Origin of the sequence: Pseudoduganella umbonata (assembly GCF_014192225.1) — a bacterium.
Classification (GTDB): Bacteria; Pseudomonadota; Gammaproteobacteria; order Burkholderiales; family Burkholderiaceae_D; genus Rugamonas; species Rugamonas umbonata.
Genome location: NZ_JACHXS010000006.1, coordinates 189,167 through 204,287, shown reverse-complemented (window position 1 = coordinate 204,287; position 15,121 = coordinate 189,167). Strand labels below are relative to the sequence as shown.

The window sequence follows — 15,121 nt, the reverse complement described above, 5'->3', positions numbered from 1 at the left end:
GTCAGACTCCTTCGGTTGATTCGGGGGATGCGGCGCCGTCGTCCGTCTGCAGCGCGAGGAACAGCGCCGCCGCCAGCGACAGGCCGATGCCGGCCAGCCGGTAGCCGCCCGGTACCGTGGCGGCCAGCGCCATCGCGATGACGGTGGTCAGCAGCGGCGCGCCGGCGTTCACCAGCGGCGATACCGTCAGCGCCTTGCCGTGCCGGAAGGCGTACACCAGCGTCAGCGCGCCGACCGCGTTCAGGATCTGCGTGGCGGCGGCCAGCCACGGCCCGGAAAGGCCGTAATTGATCGGCTGCGAGAAGTCGGTCATCGCCAGCGCCGTCGGAATGCACAGCAGCGCACTCGCGGTCATGTAGAAGAAGATGCTTTCGGCATCCATGCGCGTATTGGCCAGCTTGATGAAATACGCCTGCAGGCCCCAGGCGGCCAGCACGGCCAGCGCCAGCACGAACCACAAGCCGTACTGCTGCGGCGCGCCGCCCGGGTTGAAGTCGAACAGCGGCAGCGCGCAGACAGCCAGCACGATGCCGGCCACTCCCATGCGGCCGGTGCGTTCGTGCAGGAACACGAACGACAGCACGATCGTGATGACCGGGGAAAGCGATATCAGCGGAAAGATCAGGTAGGCCGGCCCGTCCTTCACCGCGTAAAACAGCACCATCTGCCCACCGGCGCCGAGCAGGCCGATGGCCAGGCCGTAGGCCACCGCGGTGCGGTCGCGGCGCACGCGCCAGCCCGAGCGCGCCAGCACGAACAGCGCCGGTGGCACCATGGTCAGCGCCCACACGACATACACCAGCGTTTCAGGAAAGCCGTGCTGGCTGGGCAGGCCGGCAAAGGCGCCCCATACGCCCCACAGCAGCGCGGTGGCCAGCGCGTAGCCGAGCCAGCGTGGCCGGCGCGCGGCGGCGGCGGCGTTTCGTTCTTGCGGCATCGTGGTCGTCGTCTCCATGGCCGGCGTCAGAATGCCGCTCTCGCCGGCGCACCATGCGCCAGGGCCGTCCCGCCAGGCACGGGCGCAACCGCCATCGCCTTCCTGCGGTACCGAACTCCACTGCTGATTTTGCGTTTCATCGTTGATTCTTCCTCCGCTACGACGGCATGGTGGGTATTGTTTGCGTTGCGAGCCGTTCCGATAGTAGTTAATTATCGAACGAAACGCAAAGAACTTTCAAATTATTTTCGTTTACCTGTTGTTTGGCGTGCCGGAAAACGCCTTTTGTTTTCGAATGCTTTCGATTATCATCGGGGACCGGGGCTTCCGCAGCCTGCCGGGTCGGGCCCGGTTTCTCTCTCGCAGGCAGCTGGACTTTCGAATTTCTTCGCTACACGCCAACGAAGATCGCTGTGCCGAAAGCTGAAGCGAGTGACCCATTGCCGATCGAAGCGACGTTGCACGATAAACAGGAGATGCGCATGAAAGACCGTTGGTCCAGGATGAGTCAACCAAGGCACCGTTCGGTGCTCCGCGGCGTGTTCGTTACGACAATGGCCTTGCTGGTTGCGCACGCGTACGCCAAGCCGGCGGCCGATGCGCTGGCACCGGCCGGCCGCTGGGAAGGCAAGACCGACGGCAGCGCCAGCACGCCGCCGATGGGCTGGAACAGCTGGAACGCCTTCCGGACGGAAGTCGACGAAGACAAGGTGATGGGCGCCGCGCGGGTGCTGGTCGACAGCGGACTCGCCAAACTCGGCTACACCCAGGTCAACCTCGACGACGGCTGGTGGCTGAAGCGCCGTACCAGCGATGGCCGCCTGCAGATCCGCACCGGCATCTTTCCATCGGCGGCCACCGGCGGGCCGGATGGCACCAGCTTCAGGCCGTTCACCGACAAGCTGCATGCCATGGGGCTGAAAGCCGGCATTTATACGGACATCGGCCGCAACGCCTGTTCGCAAGCCTACGACCTGCATTCGCCCAACCTGCCGCAAGGCACGACCGCCGAGCGCGAGGTAGGGCTGGACGGACACGTAACGCAGGACATCAACCTGTATTTCAAGGAATGGGGCTTCGACTACATCAAGATCGACGCCTGCGGGCTGGCCGATTTCGTGCCGGGCTCCGAGCTGGTGAAAAAGCAGGACTACCGCGCGATGGCACCGCTGATCGAACGCGGCTCGATCAACCGCACCGACATCGGCGCGGTGCGCGCCCGCTACGAAGCCGTCGCCGCGGCACTGAAGGCGGCCCGGCCGGCCAATGATTACGTGCTGTCGATCTGCGCCTGGGGCATGGCGAACGTGCGCACCTGGGGCAAGGACGTCGGCAACCTGTGGCGCACCAGCGCCGACATCACGCCCAGCTGGACCAGCATGCTGCACAACTTCGACAGCGCGGCGAAACGGCCGCTGTACGCGGGCCCCGGCCACTGGAACGATCCCGACATCCTGCACATCGGCCATGGCGACTTCGATGCCGCCCACCCGGTCGAGGTGCGTTCGCATTTCTCGCTGTGGGCGATGATCAACGCGCCGATGCTGGTCAGCTACGACCTGCGCAATGGCCCGGCATCGTTCCTCGCGGTGCTGGGCAACGCGGACGTAGTGCGCCTGAACCAGGACAAGGCGGGGCACCAGGGCGTGGTGACCTACGATTCCGACGATGCGCAGATCATCGTCAAGACGCTGGGCGACGGCCAGCGCAAGGCGGTGGCGCTGTTCAACCGCGGCGCGTCGCCCGCCCCGGTAACCCTGCTGGCCAGGCACCTGAAACTGTCGGACAGCGCACCGGTCACGCTGCGCGACCTGTGGTCGAAGCAAAGCGCGACGTTCACCGGCGAGAAAGCATTCACGCTCGCGCCGCACGAAACGCTGGTGTTCGAGGCAACCGGCAAGCGGCAGCTGGAAAACGGCGTGTACCTGTCCGAGATCCCCGGCTCGATCAACGTCGCCGTCGACGGCACGCGCCAGGCGCAGCCCGATCCGACCATCCACCGCATGATCGACCCGTGGTCGAACACCCGCTCCGGCGGCTCGCGGCCGCAGTACGCCGGCTGGGGCGGCGCGCAGGCCGATACGACGCCATTCGGCCAGACCTTGCAGGTGGCGGGACAGGCGTTCGACTCGGGCATCGGCATCATGGCCAACTCGCGGCTCCAGGTGAAGAACGATGCCGGCCATGCGCTGCTGACGGCTTCCGTCGGCGTGGATGACTCGACCGAGAACACGAAGCAGCCGGTGCGCTTCCACGTGTATGGCGATGGGAAACTGCTGGCCGAAAGCCCGCCGGTGGCCTTTGGCACCAAGGCGCACTGGTTGCGGGCGGACATCCGGGGCGTGAAAATCATCGAGCTGGTGGTGCGGGGAGCGGCATCGGACGGTGCGCCGCCTGTCGTGGCGACCTGGGGGGATGTCCAGCTGGTGCGTGCGGCGGGCCGCTGAGAAGCCAGCCACCCCTGGCCGGGCGGCTCCCGCCACCGGGGCGCTACAATGCTGCCTTTGCCGTGGAGCCGCCGTGAACTGGGACCATTCCGAGCCGCATGTCTTCCCCGTCAGCCCCGCCGCCGGCGATATCGACGGGCTGGACCATACCAACAATGCCGTGTACGTGCGCTGGTGCGAGCAGGCCGGCTGGTCACACTCGGTCGCGCTGGGCCTCGACCTGGGCGACTACCGCCGGCTGAACCGGGCGATGGCGATCGGCAGCGCGGCCTACGACTACCTGCTGCCGACCGGCCTGGGCGACGAGCTGCTGCTGGGCACCTGGCTGGTCGCCACGGATGGCCGCCTGACGATGGAGCGCCGCTTCCAGCTGGTGCGCGCGGCGGATGGCGCGACGGTGATGCGCGGGCGCTGGCAGCTGGTATGCATCGAGATCGACAGCGGAAAACCAAGGCGCATGCCGCCGGAGTTCTGCGCTGCCTATTTGCCGGCGGTTGCCGTCAATGGGTGAGTGTCAGACGACTTGGCAGTCGCCGACAAAGCGAAGTCGGGTAGGCCCGGCGCGACGCCACGTAATGTGTGTCCTGCGGGCAGACGGAACACTCAATTCACGCTGTGGCGGCTCGGGTGAAACACCTTGTCGTCCACCTTGTATTTCGAGGTATTACTGCGCAAAGTCCCGGAGCGAGCGGGCAAAGAAGGTGCCGACGAAATCGCCGCTTCGATCGGTGCGATACACGGAGAAGACCGGTTCATGGACGCGGTGATAGGCGTTCCACATCATCGCCAGGAACTTTACGCGAACCAGTCCGTCGGGGAAGCCAGGCTCCAGTCCGCGTGCTTCCTCGGTGAACCTGGCCTTCTTGTACAGTCGCGCCTTTTCTTCGGTCATTACAGCTGGGCTTCCCACGGTTTGACGGGCAATTCCTGCCAGGCCCTCGTCAGGTTTTTGTATCGTACCGGCTGATGCAGCCGGCGTCGCGTGCCCGCGTCCTGGATAGGGCCACTCCGGTTGTTCATTAAGTCCGCAATGGTAAACGCGCCGGGCGTGAAAGGCTGACACTGTTGGTTCAGGCCCTGGCTGCGGCGCTTCGATGGCGTCGCCCGCCAATGCGCATTTCCTGTTTCGCCGGGACGATTGCAACAAGGTGCTGCGCTCGAGCCGATGCCTGACGCGACCAGCCGCTTTTCGCTTGCCGGCAAAGCGATCTTTCACTACATGGGCACGTCCACCCTCTCCAGCTATGTCGTGGTGACGGATATCGCTCTGGCGAGGATCCGCTCCGACGCCCCGTTCCGCAAGGTGTGCTACATCGGCTGTGGTGTCACCACCGGCGTCGGCGCCGTTCTGTTCTCGGCGAAGGTGGAGGCCGGTGCGAATGTGGCGGTATTCGGTCTGGGCGGCATTGGCGTGAACGTGATCCAGGCGGCCAAAATGGCGGGTGCAGACAAGGTCATCGGTGTCGATATCAATCCCGCTCGCCAGCGTGAGCCGGCCGCGACCAGCGCAGCGTCTGCAATGCGGGTTTTGCTCTACACTTCCCACCGCCCCTATGGACCATACCTTGCGCCCCAACAACCTGGCATTAATCCGCGAATGGAGATCTGGAACACATGAATTTGAGCATGCTCGGCCTTGCCACTACTTTCTCGCTCACCCTGCTCGCGTTCGCCGCCGCCCCGGCCGCCGCGAACGCGCGGGCCAGTGCATCCGCGACCGGCGGCCTGCCTTTCGAGGTCAAGCCGGTCGGCACATTCAAGAACCCATGGGCCATGGCATTCCTGCCCAACGGCAACATGCTGGTTACACAAAAGGAGGGGACGATGATCCTGTTCGATCCCGCTACCGGTACCAGGCGGACAGTGTCCGGCACACCCGCCGTCAGCAGCAGGGGCCAGGGCGCGCTCATGGACATTGTGCCCGCTCCCGATTTCGCGGCCAGCCAGCGGCTCTACTTCAGCTACTCCGAGGCCGGTCCCGGTGCCGGCAGCCGGGTCGTGCTCGCCACCGCGACACTGGATCAGGCAGGCGGCACGCTCAAGGACACAAGGGCCATTTTCCGCGCCCAGGATGCGTCGACCGGCGGGCACTATTCGGGCCGTATCGGTTTCTCGCCGGATGGCAAGTATCTCTTCTTCACCAGTGGCGACCGCCAGCTTTTCGATCCGGCGCAGGACCCCAAATCGACGCTCGGCAAGGTGCTGCGCCTGAACCTCGACGGCACGCCGGCCGCCGGCAACCCGCTTGCGGCCAGGGGCTTCCATGCAGCCGTCTGGTCGTATGGCCACCGCAATCTGCTGGGCATCGCCTTCGACAGGCAGGGACGCCTGTGGGAAATGGAGATGGGGCCGCGCCATGGCGACGAGATCAACCTGATCAAGCCAGGCCTCAACTATGGCTGGCCGAGGGCATCGAATGGCAGCCACTATGACGGCCGGGACATCCCCGACCACGCACCCGGCGACGGCTTCGAGGCCCCGAAAGTGTCCTGGAATCCAGCCATTTCACCAGGCGGCCTCGCCTACTACGATGCGGACCTGTTCCCGAAGTGGAAAAATTCCCTCTTCATCACCGGTCTCTCGGGCCAGTCGCTGGACCGCATCGCCCTCGACGGCGAGAACGCGACCAAGGCGGACCAATGGGACATGGGCGAACGCATCCGCGCCGTGCGCACCGGGCCGGATGGCGCGCTATGGCTGCTGGAAGACGGTCCGCGCGGCCGGCTGCTGAAGCTGACACCGAAGAGGTAGGCCAGCGGGAACTGCGTGGCGCGGGCATGCCACTGTTTGGCGGCGGAGAGCCCAGGTTCAACAGGCGGCTTGCACGGCCGTTCGATCATCTCAAAATCAGAGTTTTCCGAATCAATTGGCTTCGTGCTCAGGAGCCAAACAATGATCTCTTGAGAACTACTAAAACGACTGGCTCCGGCGGGCGCCACCTCATTGAAGCCACCGATGGATGCCATGCAAAAAGTTGACGCATCAACATTCGCTCGCTTCACATATGTTTTAAACCAACAGACGGCGTCAACGAACAGGAGAGAAATCTCGAACACTAGGAACCTGCCGCCACGGTGACGGATGGCCGGAGCCAATACGCCGCACCCATGGCGGAGCACCGCGTGGCGCTTCCGGCACGTTCCTGGCCAGCGCATGGCCGATCAGCGTCCAGTTGACCAGGTCCTTCGAATGCAGGATCGGCAGGCCCGGAACGGTGCCGCACGGCGGCATCCCTTGTCACGTGCTTTCTACCTCGGAGATATCACGGCGCAAAGTCCTGCAGCGGGCGGGCATAGAAGGTGCCGACAAAATCGCCGCTCCAGTTGGTGCGATATACGGAGAACACTGGCTCATGGACGCGGTGGTACGCATTCCACATCATCGCCAGGAACTTTACGCGAACAGGTCCGTCAGGAAAGCCCGGCTCCAGTCCGCGCGCTTCCTCGGTGAACCTGGCCATCTTGTACAGACGCGCCTTCTCTTCGGTCATTACAGCTGGGCTTCCCACGATGTGACGGACACTTCCTGCCAGGCGCTTCAGGTTTTCATATCGTGCCGGGCCGATGCAGCCCAGCATTGCGTGCCCGCGCCCAGGATTGGGGCCGCTCGATTTGGTCATGGAAGCAATGGTAGACGCGAATGGGCATAAAAGGCCGGCACTGCTGGTTCGCGCCCTGGCTGCGGCGCTTCAACGGGCGACATTGCCGGCGAAACAACAGCGGGCGGAGCTCGATGACCAAAAATACAACTGAAGTGACCCGGTTTTATAACGTGCACATCTCGCTCCCGGCAGCGAATGGTGATTTAATAGCAACGCTTCATGGGCACTTTTTCTGTTTGACTTTCGCTTAACAATATCACAAAGGAAATTCAATGAAACGGATCGTCACGTCCCTGGCATTTGCCGCAAGCATGCTGGCAACTTCCGCTTTTGCCGCTACTACTACCTATACCGCACACCTGTCGGGTCCAGCCGAAGCAGTGCCGGTGTTCTCGCCTGGCTATGGCGTTTCCACCATCGTCATCGACGATGTGGCCAACACCCTGCAACTGACCACCAGTTTCAGCTGGCTGTTGGGCCAAACCGCCGCTGCGCACATTCACGCCGGCACCGACGAGCCATTGCTGGGCGCTGTCGGGGTAGCTGTACCTGCCAACGGCTTCCCGCCAGGCGTTTCCGCCGGCACCTACTCGGCCACCTTTAACCTGCTCGATGCCACCACGTACACCGTGGCCTATTGGGACGACGCCGGCGCCACCGGGGAAGGAGCCCGCGATTCGCTGATCTCGGACCTGAACACGGGCCGTGCCTACTTCAACATCCACACCGACCTGTATCCGGGCGGCGAGATCCGCGGGTTCTACATTCCGAGCCCGGTACCGGAGCCAGGCACTTACGCCATGCTGGCGATCGGCCTGGCCGGCGTCGGCTTCGTGGCCCGCCGCCAGCGCAAGCAGGAAGAAGTCGCGTAATACCGTAACGGCCGCTCTTTCAACGGGCTGTACCGGCGTGGCCGCGAGAAATCGCGGCCACGCCGGAATCATTGCATTGCTAATCTATTGGAGTGTCCAGTTACCCTCATGGTCCAGCGAGGCAGGACAGATCATTCGAGGGTTGTAAGGAGTAGAAACTTCGCGGGCTACCGGAACCGGTCATGCACTGCAACGACGTGGATGGAGACCTGAATGGCAACGGCGATTAGGCGGTGAACCGGTGTGGTACGCCACGCTTTGCGTGGCCTGGGCGGGGATTCAAGCTGGCGAAACATCGCTCAGAACTTGATTTGACTGGAGGCGAGGACGGGAGTCGAACCCGTCTAGACGGCTTTGCAGGACTTAACTCATCCGTAGGAATCAACAGGTTCCCGAAAAACCCCAAAAATCGCCAAACTTATGGCATCTAATACAACAGCTCTCGATATAGTATTCGGCTCAGCCGTCAAGATTTCCGTTTAATATATTGCTGAGTTGCAACGGCTTGCACGGCCGTTCGATCATTGCAAAATCAGAGTTTTCCGAATCAATTGGCTTCGTGCTCAGGCGCCAAACAATGATCTCTTGCGAACTATTAAAACGACTGGCTGCGGCGGACCCCACCTCATTGAAGCCACCGATGGATGCCATGCAAAAAATTGACGCACCGACATTCGCTCGCTTTCACATATGTTTTTAACCAGCAGACGGCGTCAACGAACAGGAGAGAAATCTCGAACACTGATAATCGAGGGCCAGTGTACTGGCGTGGCAAACCTTCCACAGGTTCGCGCGCTGGGTGCACTGGCTGACAGTCGAGTCTGGCAAAGACGAGCGGAGGATACCGTGCACGCCGCGCTATAGGTACTTGCTCACCCTTTTACTAGCGGGCTGACAAGGCAGCGAAGCTGGTGGTTACCGACTGGTATTGTTCGGCTTGATGCATTTGCCTGCGCCAGTGCCGCGGGATGAGCCAATGCGCGAAGCGGATTACCTGCTGCCCGGGCTCGCTCCAGGTATCGGGCATCATTCCGAAAACCGGAAATAATCGAACTCCCCATACCCGGCCCGCGTGGCCGTATTCGACGGCGTGCCGCCCGGCGCCTGCGCGAACAGGCCCACCTGCGTGCCGACCCAGCGGCCCGGCTGCGTGGTGAACGCGGGACCGAAAGGCTGGAAAGTAGTCCCATCCAGGCTGTAGCTGAACGTCACCTTCGCATGGGTCGAATGCAGCATCGAATGCCAGTAGTGCGGAAAGTCGGGCGCCGCGTCCGGCACCTCGACGGGACTGAACGACAGCCGCACATGGACCGGCCCCCTCACTTCGACGGGAGCGACGAGCACCGTCTCGTGGCTTTGCCGCACATGACCTTTGCTGAGCCCAAGATCGGCGCCCAGGCGCGTGACTTGCACGAGGCGCTGGCCTGCCGCCGTGTTTTCCAGACCGATCCACGCGTAGTCGTAGCCATATGCCACCAGCCCGGCACGCTCGCCTGGCTGTCCGCCCGGCTTCAGTTCGACGGCGGTGGTTACCGAGAACGCCATGCCTGGCAGCTTCTGGGTCAGCAGATGTCCGGCCTCCCATAGGTTGGCCGGCGACGACACTGCTTTCAGCCGCAGCTTGCCCTTGACCGCCGGATCGACCCAATCCGGCATCGGGTTGGCCATCCATTGCCAGCCCCGGTGATAGCCGTTGTCGAACTCGTCGCTGGTAACCGGGACGGTCACCGGCTGTGAAGCGACGTTTGGCTTGCGGTTGCGTGCGACCGGTGCGCCGTAGGGCTGGCTGCCCCGCCTTCGGCCAATGATCGGCCAGCCATCGGCCCCCCATTGCATGGGTTGCAGGAACACGCGGCGCCCATAGGAATCCGTGTCGGAGAAATGCAAGAACCAGTCTTCGCCGGACGGCGTGTCCACCCACGCGCCCTGGTGCGGGCCATTGATCGGCGTATCGCCCTGGTCCATCACATTACGGCCTTCATAGGGGCCGTCGATCCGGCGCGACCGGAACACGCCCTGCCAGCCGCCCTTGACGGAGCCGGAAGGCGCGAACACGTAATACCATCCGCCGCGCTTATACAGCTTCGGCCCTTCGGTCGTGAACCACGGCAGCGGCCCTTGCGACGTATGCGCTTTCGGCAGCCTGTCGGCATCGAGGATCCGCACCGCTTTCGCCAGATGGGTCGTGCACATGTCCTGGCGTGGCGCCGCGACCTGGAACGCCGTTCGCTGGCCGGCACGACGATTCGCCGCAAGCTGTCCGCACTGAGCTCATTATTTGAGGCACTTTGCGAAGCCAACGCCATTCAAGGTAATCCGGTCGATGGCGTCGAACGTCCGCGCATGGGGAGCCAGGAGGGTCGAACGCCCGCCATCGGTGACGAGCAGGCGCGAGCACTCCTGTCGGCACCCGACACCACGACCTTGCAAGGCCGGCGCGATCACGCCATTTTGGCCACCCTGCTCTATCATGGATTACGACGCGCAGAGTTGTGCTGCCTGCGCTTAGCGGATTTGCAGCAGCGCCGCGGATTGCGGCACCTGCAGGTACACGGCAAAGGCAACAAAATCCGATACGTGCCATTGCACCACGCCGCGGCCAGTGCGATTACCGCATACCTCAAGGCGGCGGGTCATGGCAACGCCAAGGCCGGACCGTTGTTTCGGCCAGTGAGCAACAATACACAGGGTGCCGTTCGTGCCATCACGCCGGACGGTGTGTACAAGCTGCTTGCCAAATACAGCAGCAAGGTCGGCATCAACGTCGAAGGTTTTGGTCCTCATGCGCTGCGCGCTACCGCCATTACCAATGCGCTGGAGAATAACGCTGACCTGGGAAAGGTACAGGAATGGGTCGGCCACGCCAATGTGGCGACTACGCGTCTGTACGATCGCCGTCAAGGGCGAACAGAAGAGAGCCCAACGTTCAAGGTCGCGTACTGACATCGCACGCCGCAGCGTCTTACCCTTGCGCTGCGCTGTGATCGCGTCTGCTGCGACTACGGCGATCAATGGATACGTAGCGCATCATCGCGCCCGGAGAACACCGAAAAACATGCGATCGGTCACATTAGTCCAACTTCATCGGCAGCGCAACGTGGTTATGCAACCAAGCGGCTGCACGACCTCACGTCGCGCCAGAGGCATTCCCTAGTCGAGATAACCGGGCAGCACAGGCAATTGCGCATTGTCTGCCGGCTCGTGCTGGATGATCAGCTTGGCCTTCGTGCGCGCAATCAGCCGCTCCAGTTTTCCTGAGGAGTCGATCGTGGCGTCATGATCGAAATTGAACGTTGGTACCTGGTTGTCGCGGCGGTTCTCGGGAAAGTGCCATTGGTCGCCCGACAGAATCACCACACCGCTGCGCGGTAGCGTCACCTGCAAGGCCATGTGACCGGGGGTATGCCCTGGAAGAGCGATGGCACGGACCGTCCCGTCGCCGAAAAAGTCATGGTCGCCATCGATTTCCTGTATCCGGCCTGAGGCAAGGTGTTTCCCAATTAATTCCGGCTGAATGAAGTGCTCCGAAGCAGCCTTCTCATCCCTCAGCACCGCGCGCTCGGCCTTCTGCAGGACCAGCGTGGCGGCCGGAAAGTCATTTGTCTGCCCCGCATGATCGAAGTGCGCGTGCGACAGCGCCACATAATGGATGTCGGTGGGCTCAAGACCGAGTCCCTTGATTTGCTTGTCGATGGTGGTCGACAGATTCATTTCGAGCGCCCCCTGTTTTAGGCCTGTCAGGAATGGACGCGCGAATCCCGTATCCCACAGCATCCAGGTATCGCCGTGTTTGACGAGATAGCAGGAAATGACGATATCGTACGAGCGGCCCTTATAGTGGCCCGCGTCGGACATCATCGACATGTCGCCGATATGCATGGTCCCGCAATCTAGACGGTAAAGCCGTACGTCCGTTGCGCCCCAGGTCTGGCCGGCGCCGGAGAACAGCACCAAAGAAAGCAGCGCAGTTTTCAGAATCTTCATAAGATACCTTTCGTTGTAAGAAGCGTGCGGCGCGCCGACAGGGCAAGACAGGCCCACGACAGAGCCAGCAATACCAATGAGCCAAACAAGTTCGCGTGAAAGCCCCAGCGCACGTACAGGAACCCTGCAAGGGCGGAGCCCAAAGCGATGCCTGCGAACACGAACGATGCCGTCACCGCCAAGGCCACGCCCCGCAGTTGCGCAGAGAGTTCGGCAATGCGTCGCTGCTGAGAAGGCCACACGATATCCGTGGCGAATGCCCAAAGCATCAGTACACCGAAGAGCTGCGCCAACGTGGGTGGCACAACAAGCAGCAGCATCAGGTCGAACCCCAGGATCGCCATCCCGGCCACCAGCAAAGTGTCGGCGCTGTAGCGTCGTGCAAGGCGTACCACGAAGAGATTGCCCACTACGCCGGACACTCCCAATACCGCCATCGCCAACGAAGCAGTTTGTTCGCCACCGTGGAACACATCACGGATGATCGGCACGAGAAAAGCGTAAGTCGCGTACACGGCAGCAGCCGCAAAGAACACCACGAAGTACGCTGGCAGCAATATGGGATCAAACACGACCCGACCCAAAGTGCTAGGCGAAACCTTCTCGCCCCCTGCTTGAGCCGGCACAGTGCTGCGGATCAGCACCACGGTCAGCAGGCCGGCCGCGCCGATTGCCAGAAACAACGTGCGCGGTCCCCATGCCTGCGCTGCCCAGGTTGCGAGTGGTATGCCGGCCAGACCCGCCATGCTCAGGCCCAGCAGGACCATGGCGATGGCGCTTCCCTGTTGCTCGTCTTCGACTAACCCGGCCGCTAGCGCACCCAGCACTGGACCGATCAACGCGGCCCCCAAACCCATAGCAATTCGGGCCGCCAGCAGTATGTAATAGCCCGGCGCAAGCGCGAATATTATTGCGGCGGTGCTGAACAGCGCGAGGCCGATCAGCACTTGTCGGCGCCGCGGCAAGTGCCCGAACGCCATCTGCAACAGCGGCGCTGCCAATGCGAAGGTGACGCCGAAGACAGTGATCAGCAGCGCCGCCTGCTCGTCGCGTAGATGCCATTCAGCGGCGATGGCGGCCAGGGTTCCTACCACCGACAGTGCACCCGTAGCCTGCACAAAGTACGCAAGAGCCAGCGAGCGCAGCGCCATTGCCGTCGATGGTGGGACGGGGTGCATGGCTTAGTGCCCGACTGGGATCGGATTTTCCTTCAGCGACTGGTTGAATGCCGTGAAGAAGGCATGTTCGCCAGAGCCGGGGTTGTCGCGCAGTGCCTGTATTCCTTCCACATACACTTCATCCTTGCCTTCCGCCAGACCTGCCATCGTTGCAGCGATGAAATCGGACAGCGGCATGGCGCGCGAATCCCCACTCTTATAAACGAGGTCGGTATCGACCCAAGGCGGCGCGATTTCGACCACACGGACGCCGCTCCCCTTCAGCATGAAGCGCTGCGACAACGCATATGAGTGGATGGCTGCCTTTGTAGCCGAATACACGGCGGTGCTGGCCAGCGGCACGAATGCCAGGACCGAGGAGTTGTGAATCACGACTGCGTCCTTTTGCTGCTTCAGGTGGGGCAGAAGGGCGGACGTCATGCGCACTGGGCCGAGCAGGTTCGTCGCCACGGTAGAGACGGCGGTCTCGTCGTCGATTTCACCGGCCGCGTCATCGAACGGCATGATGCCGGCATTGTTGAACAAGACGTTCAGCATGGGGAAATCGCGCACCAGCTGTGCGGCTACGGCCTTGATCTGCTGCGGGTCCTGGATATCGAGTTCCACCGCCCGCATGCCAGGATTAGCCGTCGTCACTTCATCGAGCAGTGCCTTTCGGCGGCCGCTGATGATGACCTGGTTGCCCAGCCGATGGAACGCTTCGGCGATGCCGCGACCGATGCCCGAGGTGCCACCAGTGATGAAGATCGTATTGCCGTTGGTTTTCATGGTTGTTTCCTTTAACGTGTGATTGGATGAGTGTCAGTTTGCGCTGGCCTGCACATTTCGGTAGGACATGGTTACCGCTTTTCCGGCCATCCTGTGACTGATTCAGCGGCAACAGCCACCATTACTGGCGCCCTTCTCGTCGGCGCAAATGGATGTCGTTTCGACTGACAGATTGCGCATCGCGAGGCCGGATCGACCGTACACACTGACAGAGCAATTCTATGAAGCGCGACTGCACCTGGACAACGCGCCGGATGGGATAACTCCTTGGAGTCAGCCTGGGTCAACCCTAGTCGGTCTGTCGATGGCGCTAGCCCTGTGGCGCTGTTCCGGTGGCGCGCGCATGCCTGTACCTAGCTAGGCACGGCCATCGGCTATCTGCCAGGCCGGACGCAGATGGAATGGTGTGCAGTGCGAACGCCGCTCAGCACCAGCGAGTGCCTCGCGCCGCTTTGTCGATATGGGCTACTACACAGTCCGGCCGCGCCTCGTGGACGGCATGGCTGGCTGCGGTTTCCGCGATTACAGCGGCGGCACGGGCTGCCATCGCTCTCTGTTCTTCCGGCGGAATCATCCGGTCACGTGCTGCGACCAGGTACCAGCTCGGCTTGGAACGCCATGCGGGGATCGATACCTCGCCTGTGAAGGCCGCAACGCCCCAGGGCCGTTGCGCACTGGCGAGGAATGCCGCACGATCAGCTGTAAGGTCGCCCGCGAAAGCGCTGGCGAATAGCTCCTGCTGCAACCGAAGAAAACCGTTCACTGGCGCCATGATCGGCGGAATTGCAGCGCCCGCAGGCGGGAAGGCGAGCAGCTTCTGCGCAGACTCGCCACAGTCGGGCACGAGCGCGGCAATGTAGACCAGGCGCGCCACCCGAGGATGATTGCCCGCTTCGGAAATGACGACGCCCCCGTACGAATGCCCCACGAGGATGACGGGTCCATCGTGCATGTCTATCATGGCCCGGGTCGCGGCAATATCCGCCTGGAGCGACGTGGCCGGAATCTGCGCGACGCTGACGCGGTAGCCTTTCGCGGTGAGTCGCTGGTAAACCTGCTCCCAGCTCCCACCATCGACGAATGCACCGGGCACGAGCACCACATCCCTGGCCTGCATCGGCGATGCCGGCAGGGGTAGTGTTGCCAGCACCTCACGCTTGCGGCCCGGTACATGGAAAAGGGAAATCAGCGACGCATCATGCATGGAGCGAACCTCGTAAATTCTGCATACGGATGCGCGAGCATGGAATCGCACGCACGGGCAGCAGTCTGGGGCAGGGTCGCGCAGGGCACAATACCCCATAGGAGTGTCGATTACAGAACGGGGCGCCCTG

Annotated in this window: 13 protein-coding genes and 1 pseudogene; 6 read left to right on the top strand and 8 right to left on the bottom strand. The window is 62.6% G+C overall.

Annotated elements, in window-relative coordinates; all coding sequences use genetic code 11:
• Window position 1: 1 nt before the first annotated feature.
• Window positions 2–955 carry a DMT family transporter gene (locus FHS02_RS17080; RefSeq protein WP_229422608.1) on the bottom strand — a complete coding sequence of 318 codons (954 nt, stop codon included), beginning with the start codon at window positions 953–955 and terminating at the stop codon, window positions 2–4.
• A gap of 464 nt (window positions 956–1,419) precedes the next feature.
• Between FHS02_RS17080 and FHS02_RS17075 the strand changes: the two genes are divergently transcribed.
• Window positions 1,420–3,384, top strand: a complete 1,965-nt coding sequence (locus FHS02_RS17075) for an NPCBM/NEW2 domain-containing protein (protein ID WP_217496930.1) — start codon at window positions 1,420–1,422, stop codon at window positions 3,382–3,384.
• Window positions 3,385–3,457: 73 nt separating this feature from the next.
• Window positions 3,458–3,895 carry an acyl-CoA thioesterase gene (locus FHS02_RS17070; RefSeq protein WP_217496931.1) on the top strand — a complete coding sequence of 146 codons (438 nt, stop codon included), beginning with the start codon at window positions 3,458–3,460 and terminating at the stop codon, window positions 3,893–3,895.
• A gap of 153 nt (window positions 3,896–4,048) precedes the next feature.
• Here FHS02_RS17070 and FHS02_RS17065 read toward each other — a convergent pair whose 3' ends face one another.
• On the bottom strand, window positions 4,049–4,276 hold the full coding sequence (locus tag FHS02_RS17065; protein ID WP_137313748.1) for a hypothetical protein: 228 nt from the start codon (window positions 4,274–4,276) through the stop codon (window positions 4,049–4,051).
• A gap of 213 nt (window positions 4,277–4,489) precedes the next feature.
• On the opposite strand from FHS02_RS17065, the pseudogene FHS02_RS17060 reads away from it, so the two are divergent.
• Both FHS02_RS17060 and FHS02_RS17055 read left to right on the top strand, forming a co-directional pair.
• Window positions 4,490–4,870 (top strand): annotated as a pseudogene (locus FHS02_RS17060) (S-(hydroxymethyl)glutathione dehydrogenase); the annotation flags it as partial.
• 140 nt (window positions 4,871–5,010) lie between these two features.
• Complete coding sequence (locus tag FHS02_RS17055) at window positions 5,011–6,135, top strand: PQQ-dependent sugar dehydrogenase (protein ID WP_229422609.1); 1,125 nt, start codon at window positions 5,011–5,013, stop codon at window positions 6,133–6,135.
• Between the two features lie 511 nt (window positions 6,136–6,646).
• Here FHS02_RS17055 and FHS02_RS31230 read toward each other — a convergent pair.
• Entirely contained in the window at window positions 6,647–6,874 is a 228-nt protein-coding gene (locus FHS02_RS31230; protein ID WP_137313750.1) for a hypothetical protein, read from the bottom strand.
• A gap of 383 nt (window positions 6,875–7,257) precedes the next feature.
• Between FHS02_RS31230 and FHS02_RS17045 the strand changes: the two genes are divergently transcribed.
• The gene (locus tag FHS02_RS17045; protein ID WP_229422610.1) at window positions 7,258–7,857 is read left to right on the top strand and encodes a CHRD domain-containing protein; all 600 of its coding nucleotides are present in this window, start codon (window positions 7,258–7,260) and stop codon (window positions 7,855–7,857) included.
• 1,026 nt (window positions 7,858–8,883) lie between these two features.
• Here FHS02_RS17045 and FHS02_RS17040 read toward each other — a convergent pair.
• Entirely contained in the window at window positions 8,884–10,050 is a 1,167-nt protein-coding gene (locus tag FHS02_RS17040) for a glycoside hydrolase family 43 protein (protein ID WP_217496932.1), read from the bottom strand.
• Between FHS02_RS17040 and FHS02_RS17035 the strand changes: the two genes are divergently transcribed.
• Complete coding sequence (locus tag FHS02_RS17035) at window positions 10,036–10,800, top strand: tyrosine-type recombinase/integrase (RefSeq protein WP_229422611.1); 765 nt, start codon at window positions 10,036–10,038, stop codon at window positions 10,798–10,800. The two genes, FHS02_RS17040 and FHS02_RS17035, sit on opposite strands and share 15 nt — an antisense overlap.
• A 207-nt stretch (window positions 10,801–11,007) precedes the next feature.
• On the opposite strand, the gene FHS02_RS17030 is transcribed toward FHS02_RS17035, so the two are convergent.
• The 4 genes from FHS02_RS17030 to FHS02_RS17015 form a co-directional block, all read right to left on the bottom strand.
• Window positions 11,008–11,841 (bottom strand): N-acyl homoserine lactonase family protein, encoded by an 834-nt coding sequence (locus FHS02_RS17030; RefSeq protein WP_137313753.1) that lies wholly within the window; start codon window positions 11,839–11,841, stop codon window positions 11,008–11,010.
• Window positions 11,838–12,992, bottom strand: a complete 1,155-nt coding sequence (locus FHS02_RS17025) for an MFS transporter (RefSeq protein ID WP_229430097.1) — start codon at window positions 12,990–12,992, stop codon at window positions 11,838–11,840. Before FHS02_RS17025 ends, FHS02_RS17030 begins: the two co-directional genes overlap by 4 nt.
• A 30-nt stretch (window positions 12,993–13,022) precedes the next feature.
• The gene (locus FHS02_RS17020; RefSeq protein ID WP_137313755.1) at window positions 13,023–13,787 is read right to left on the bottom strand and encodes an SDR family oxidoreductase; all 765 of its coding nucleotides are present in this window, start codon (window positions 13,785–13,787) and stop codon (window positions 13,023–13,025) included.
• Window positions 13,788–14,211: 424 nt separating this feature from the next.
• Entirely contained in the window at window positions 14,212–14,991 is a 780-nt protein-coding gene (locus tag FHS02_RS17015; protein ID WP_217496934.1) for an alpha/beta hydrolase, read from the bottom strand.
• Window positions 14,992–15,121: the final 130 nt, after the last annotated feature.

Coding starts and splice junctions, on each gene's coding strand:
- FHS02_RS17025 (WP_229430097.1), bottom strand. CDS start 12,992: ATGGCGCTGCGCTCGCTGGCTCTTGCGTACTTTGTGCAGGCTACGGGT.
- FHS02_RS17030 (WP_137313753.1), bottom strand. CDS start 11,841: ATGAAGATTCTGAAAACTGCGCTGCTTTCTTTGGTGCTGTTCTCCGGC.
- FHS02_RS17040 (WP_217496932.1), bottom strand. CDS start 10,050: ATGTGCACGACCCATCTGGCGAAAGCGGTGCGGATCCTCGATGCCGAC.
- FHS02_RS17035 (WP_229422611.1), top strand. CDS start 10,036: ATGGGTCGTGCACATGTCCTGGCGTGGCGCCGCGACCTGGAACGCCGT.
- FHS02_RS17075 (WP_217496930.1), top strand. CDS start 1,420: ATGAAAGACCGTTGGTCCAGGATGAGTCAACCAAGGCACCGTTCGGTG.
- FHS02_RS17020 (WP_137313755.1), bottom strand. CDS start 13,787: ATGAAAACCAACGGCAATACGATCTTCATCACTGGTGGCACCTCGGGC.
- FHS02_RS17080 (WP_229422608.1), bottom strand. CDS start 955: ATGGAGACGACGACCACGATGCCGCAAGAACGAAACGCCGCCGCCGCC.
- FHS02_RS17065 (WP_137313748.1), bottom strand. CDS start 4,276: ATGACCGAAGAAAAGGCGCGACTGTACAAGAAGGCCAGGTTCACCGAG.
- FHS02_RS17055 (WP_229422609.1), top strand. CDS start 5,011: ATGCTCGGCCTTGCCACTACTTTCTCGCTCACCCTGCTCGCGTTCGCC.
- FHS02_RS31230 (WP_137313750.1), bottom strand. CDS start 6,874: ATGACCGAAGAGAAGGCGCGTCTGTACAAGATGGCCAGGTTCACCGAG.
- FHS02_RS17045 (WP_229422610.1), top strand. CDS start 7,258: ATGAAACGGATCGTCACGTCCCTGGCATTTGCCGCAAGCATGCTGGCA.
- FHS02_RS17015 (WP_217496934.1), bottom strand. CDS start 14,991: ATGCATGATGCGTCGCTGATTTCCCTTTTCCATGTACCGGGCCGCAAG.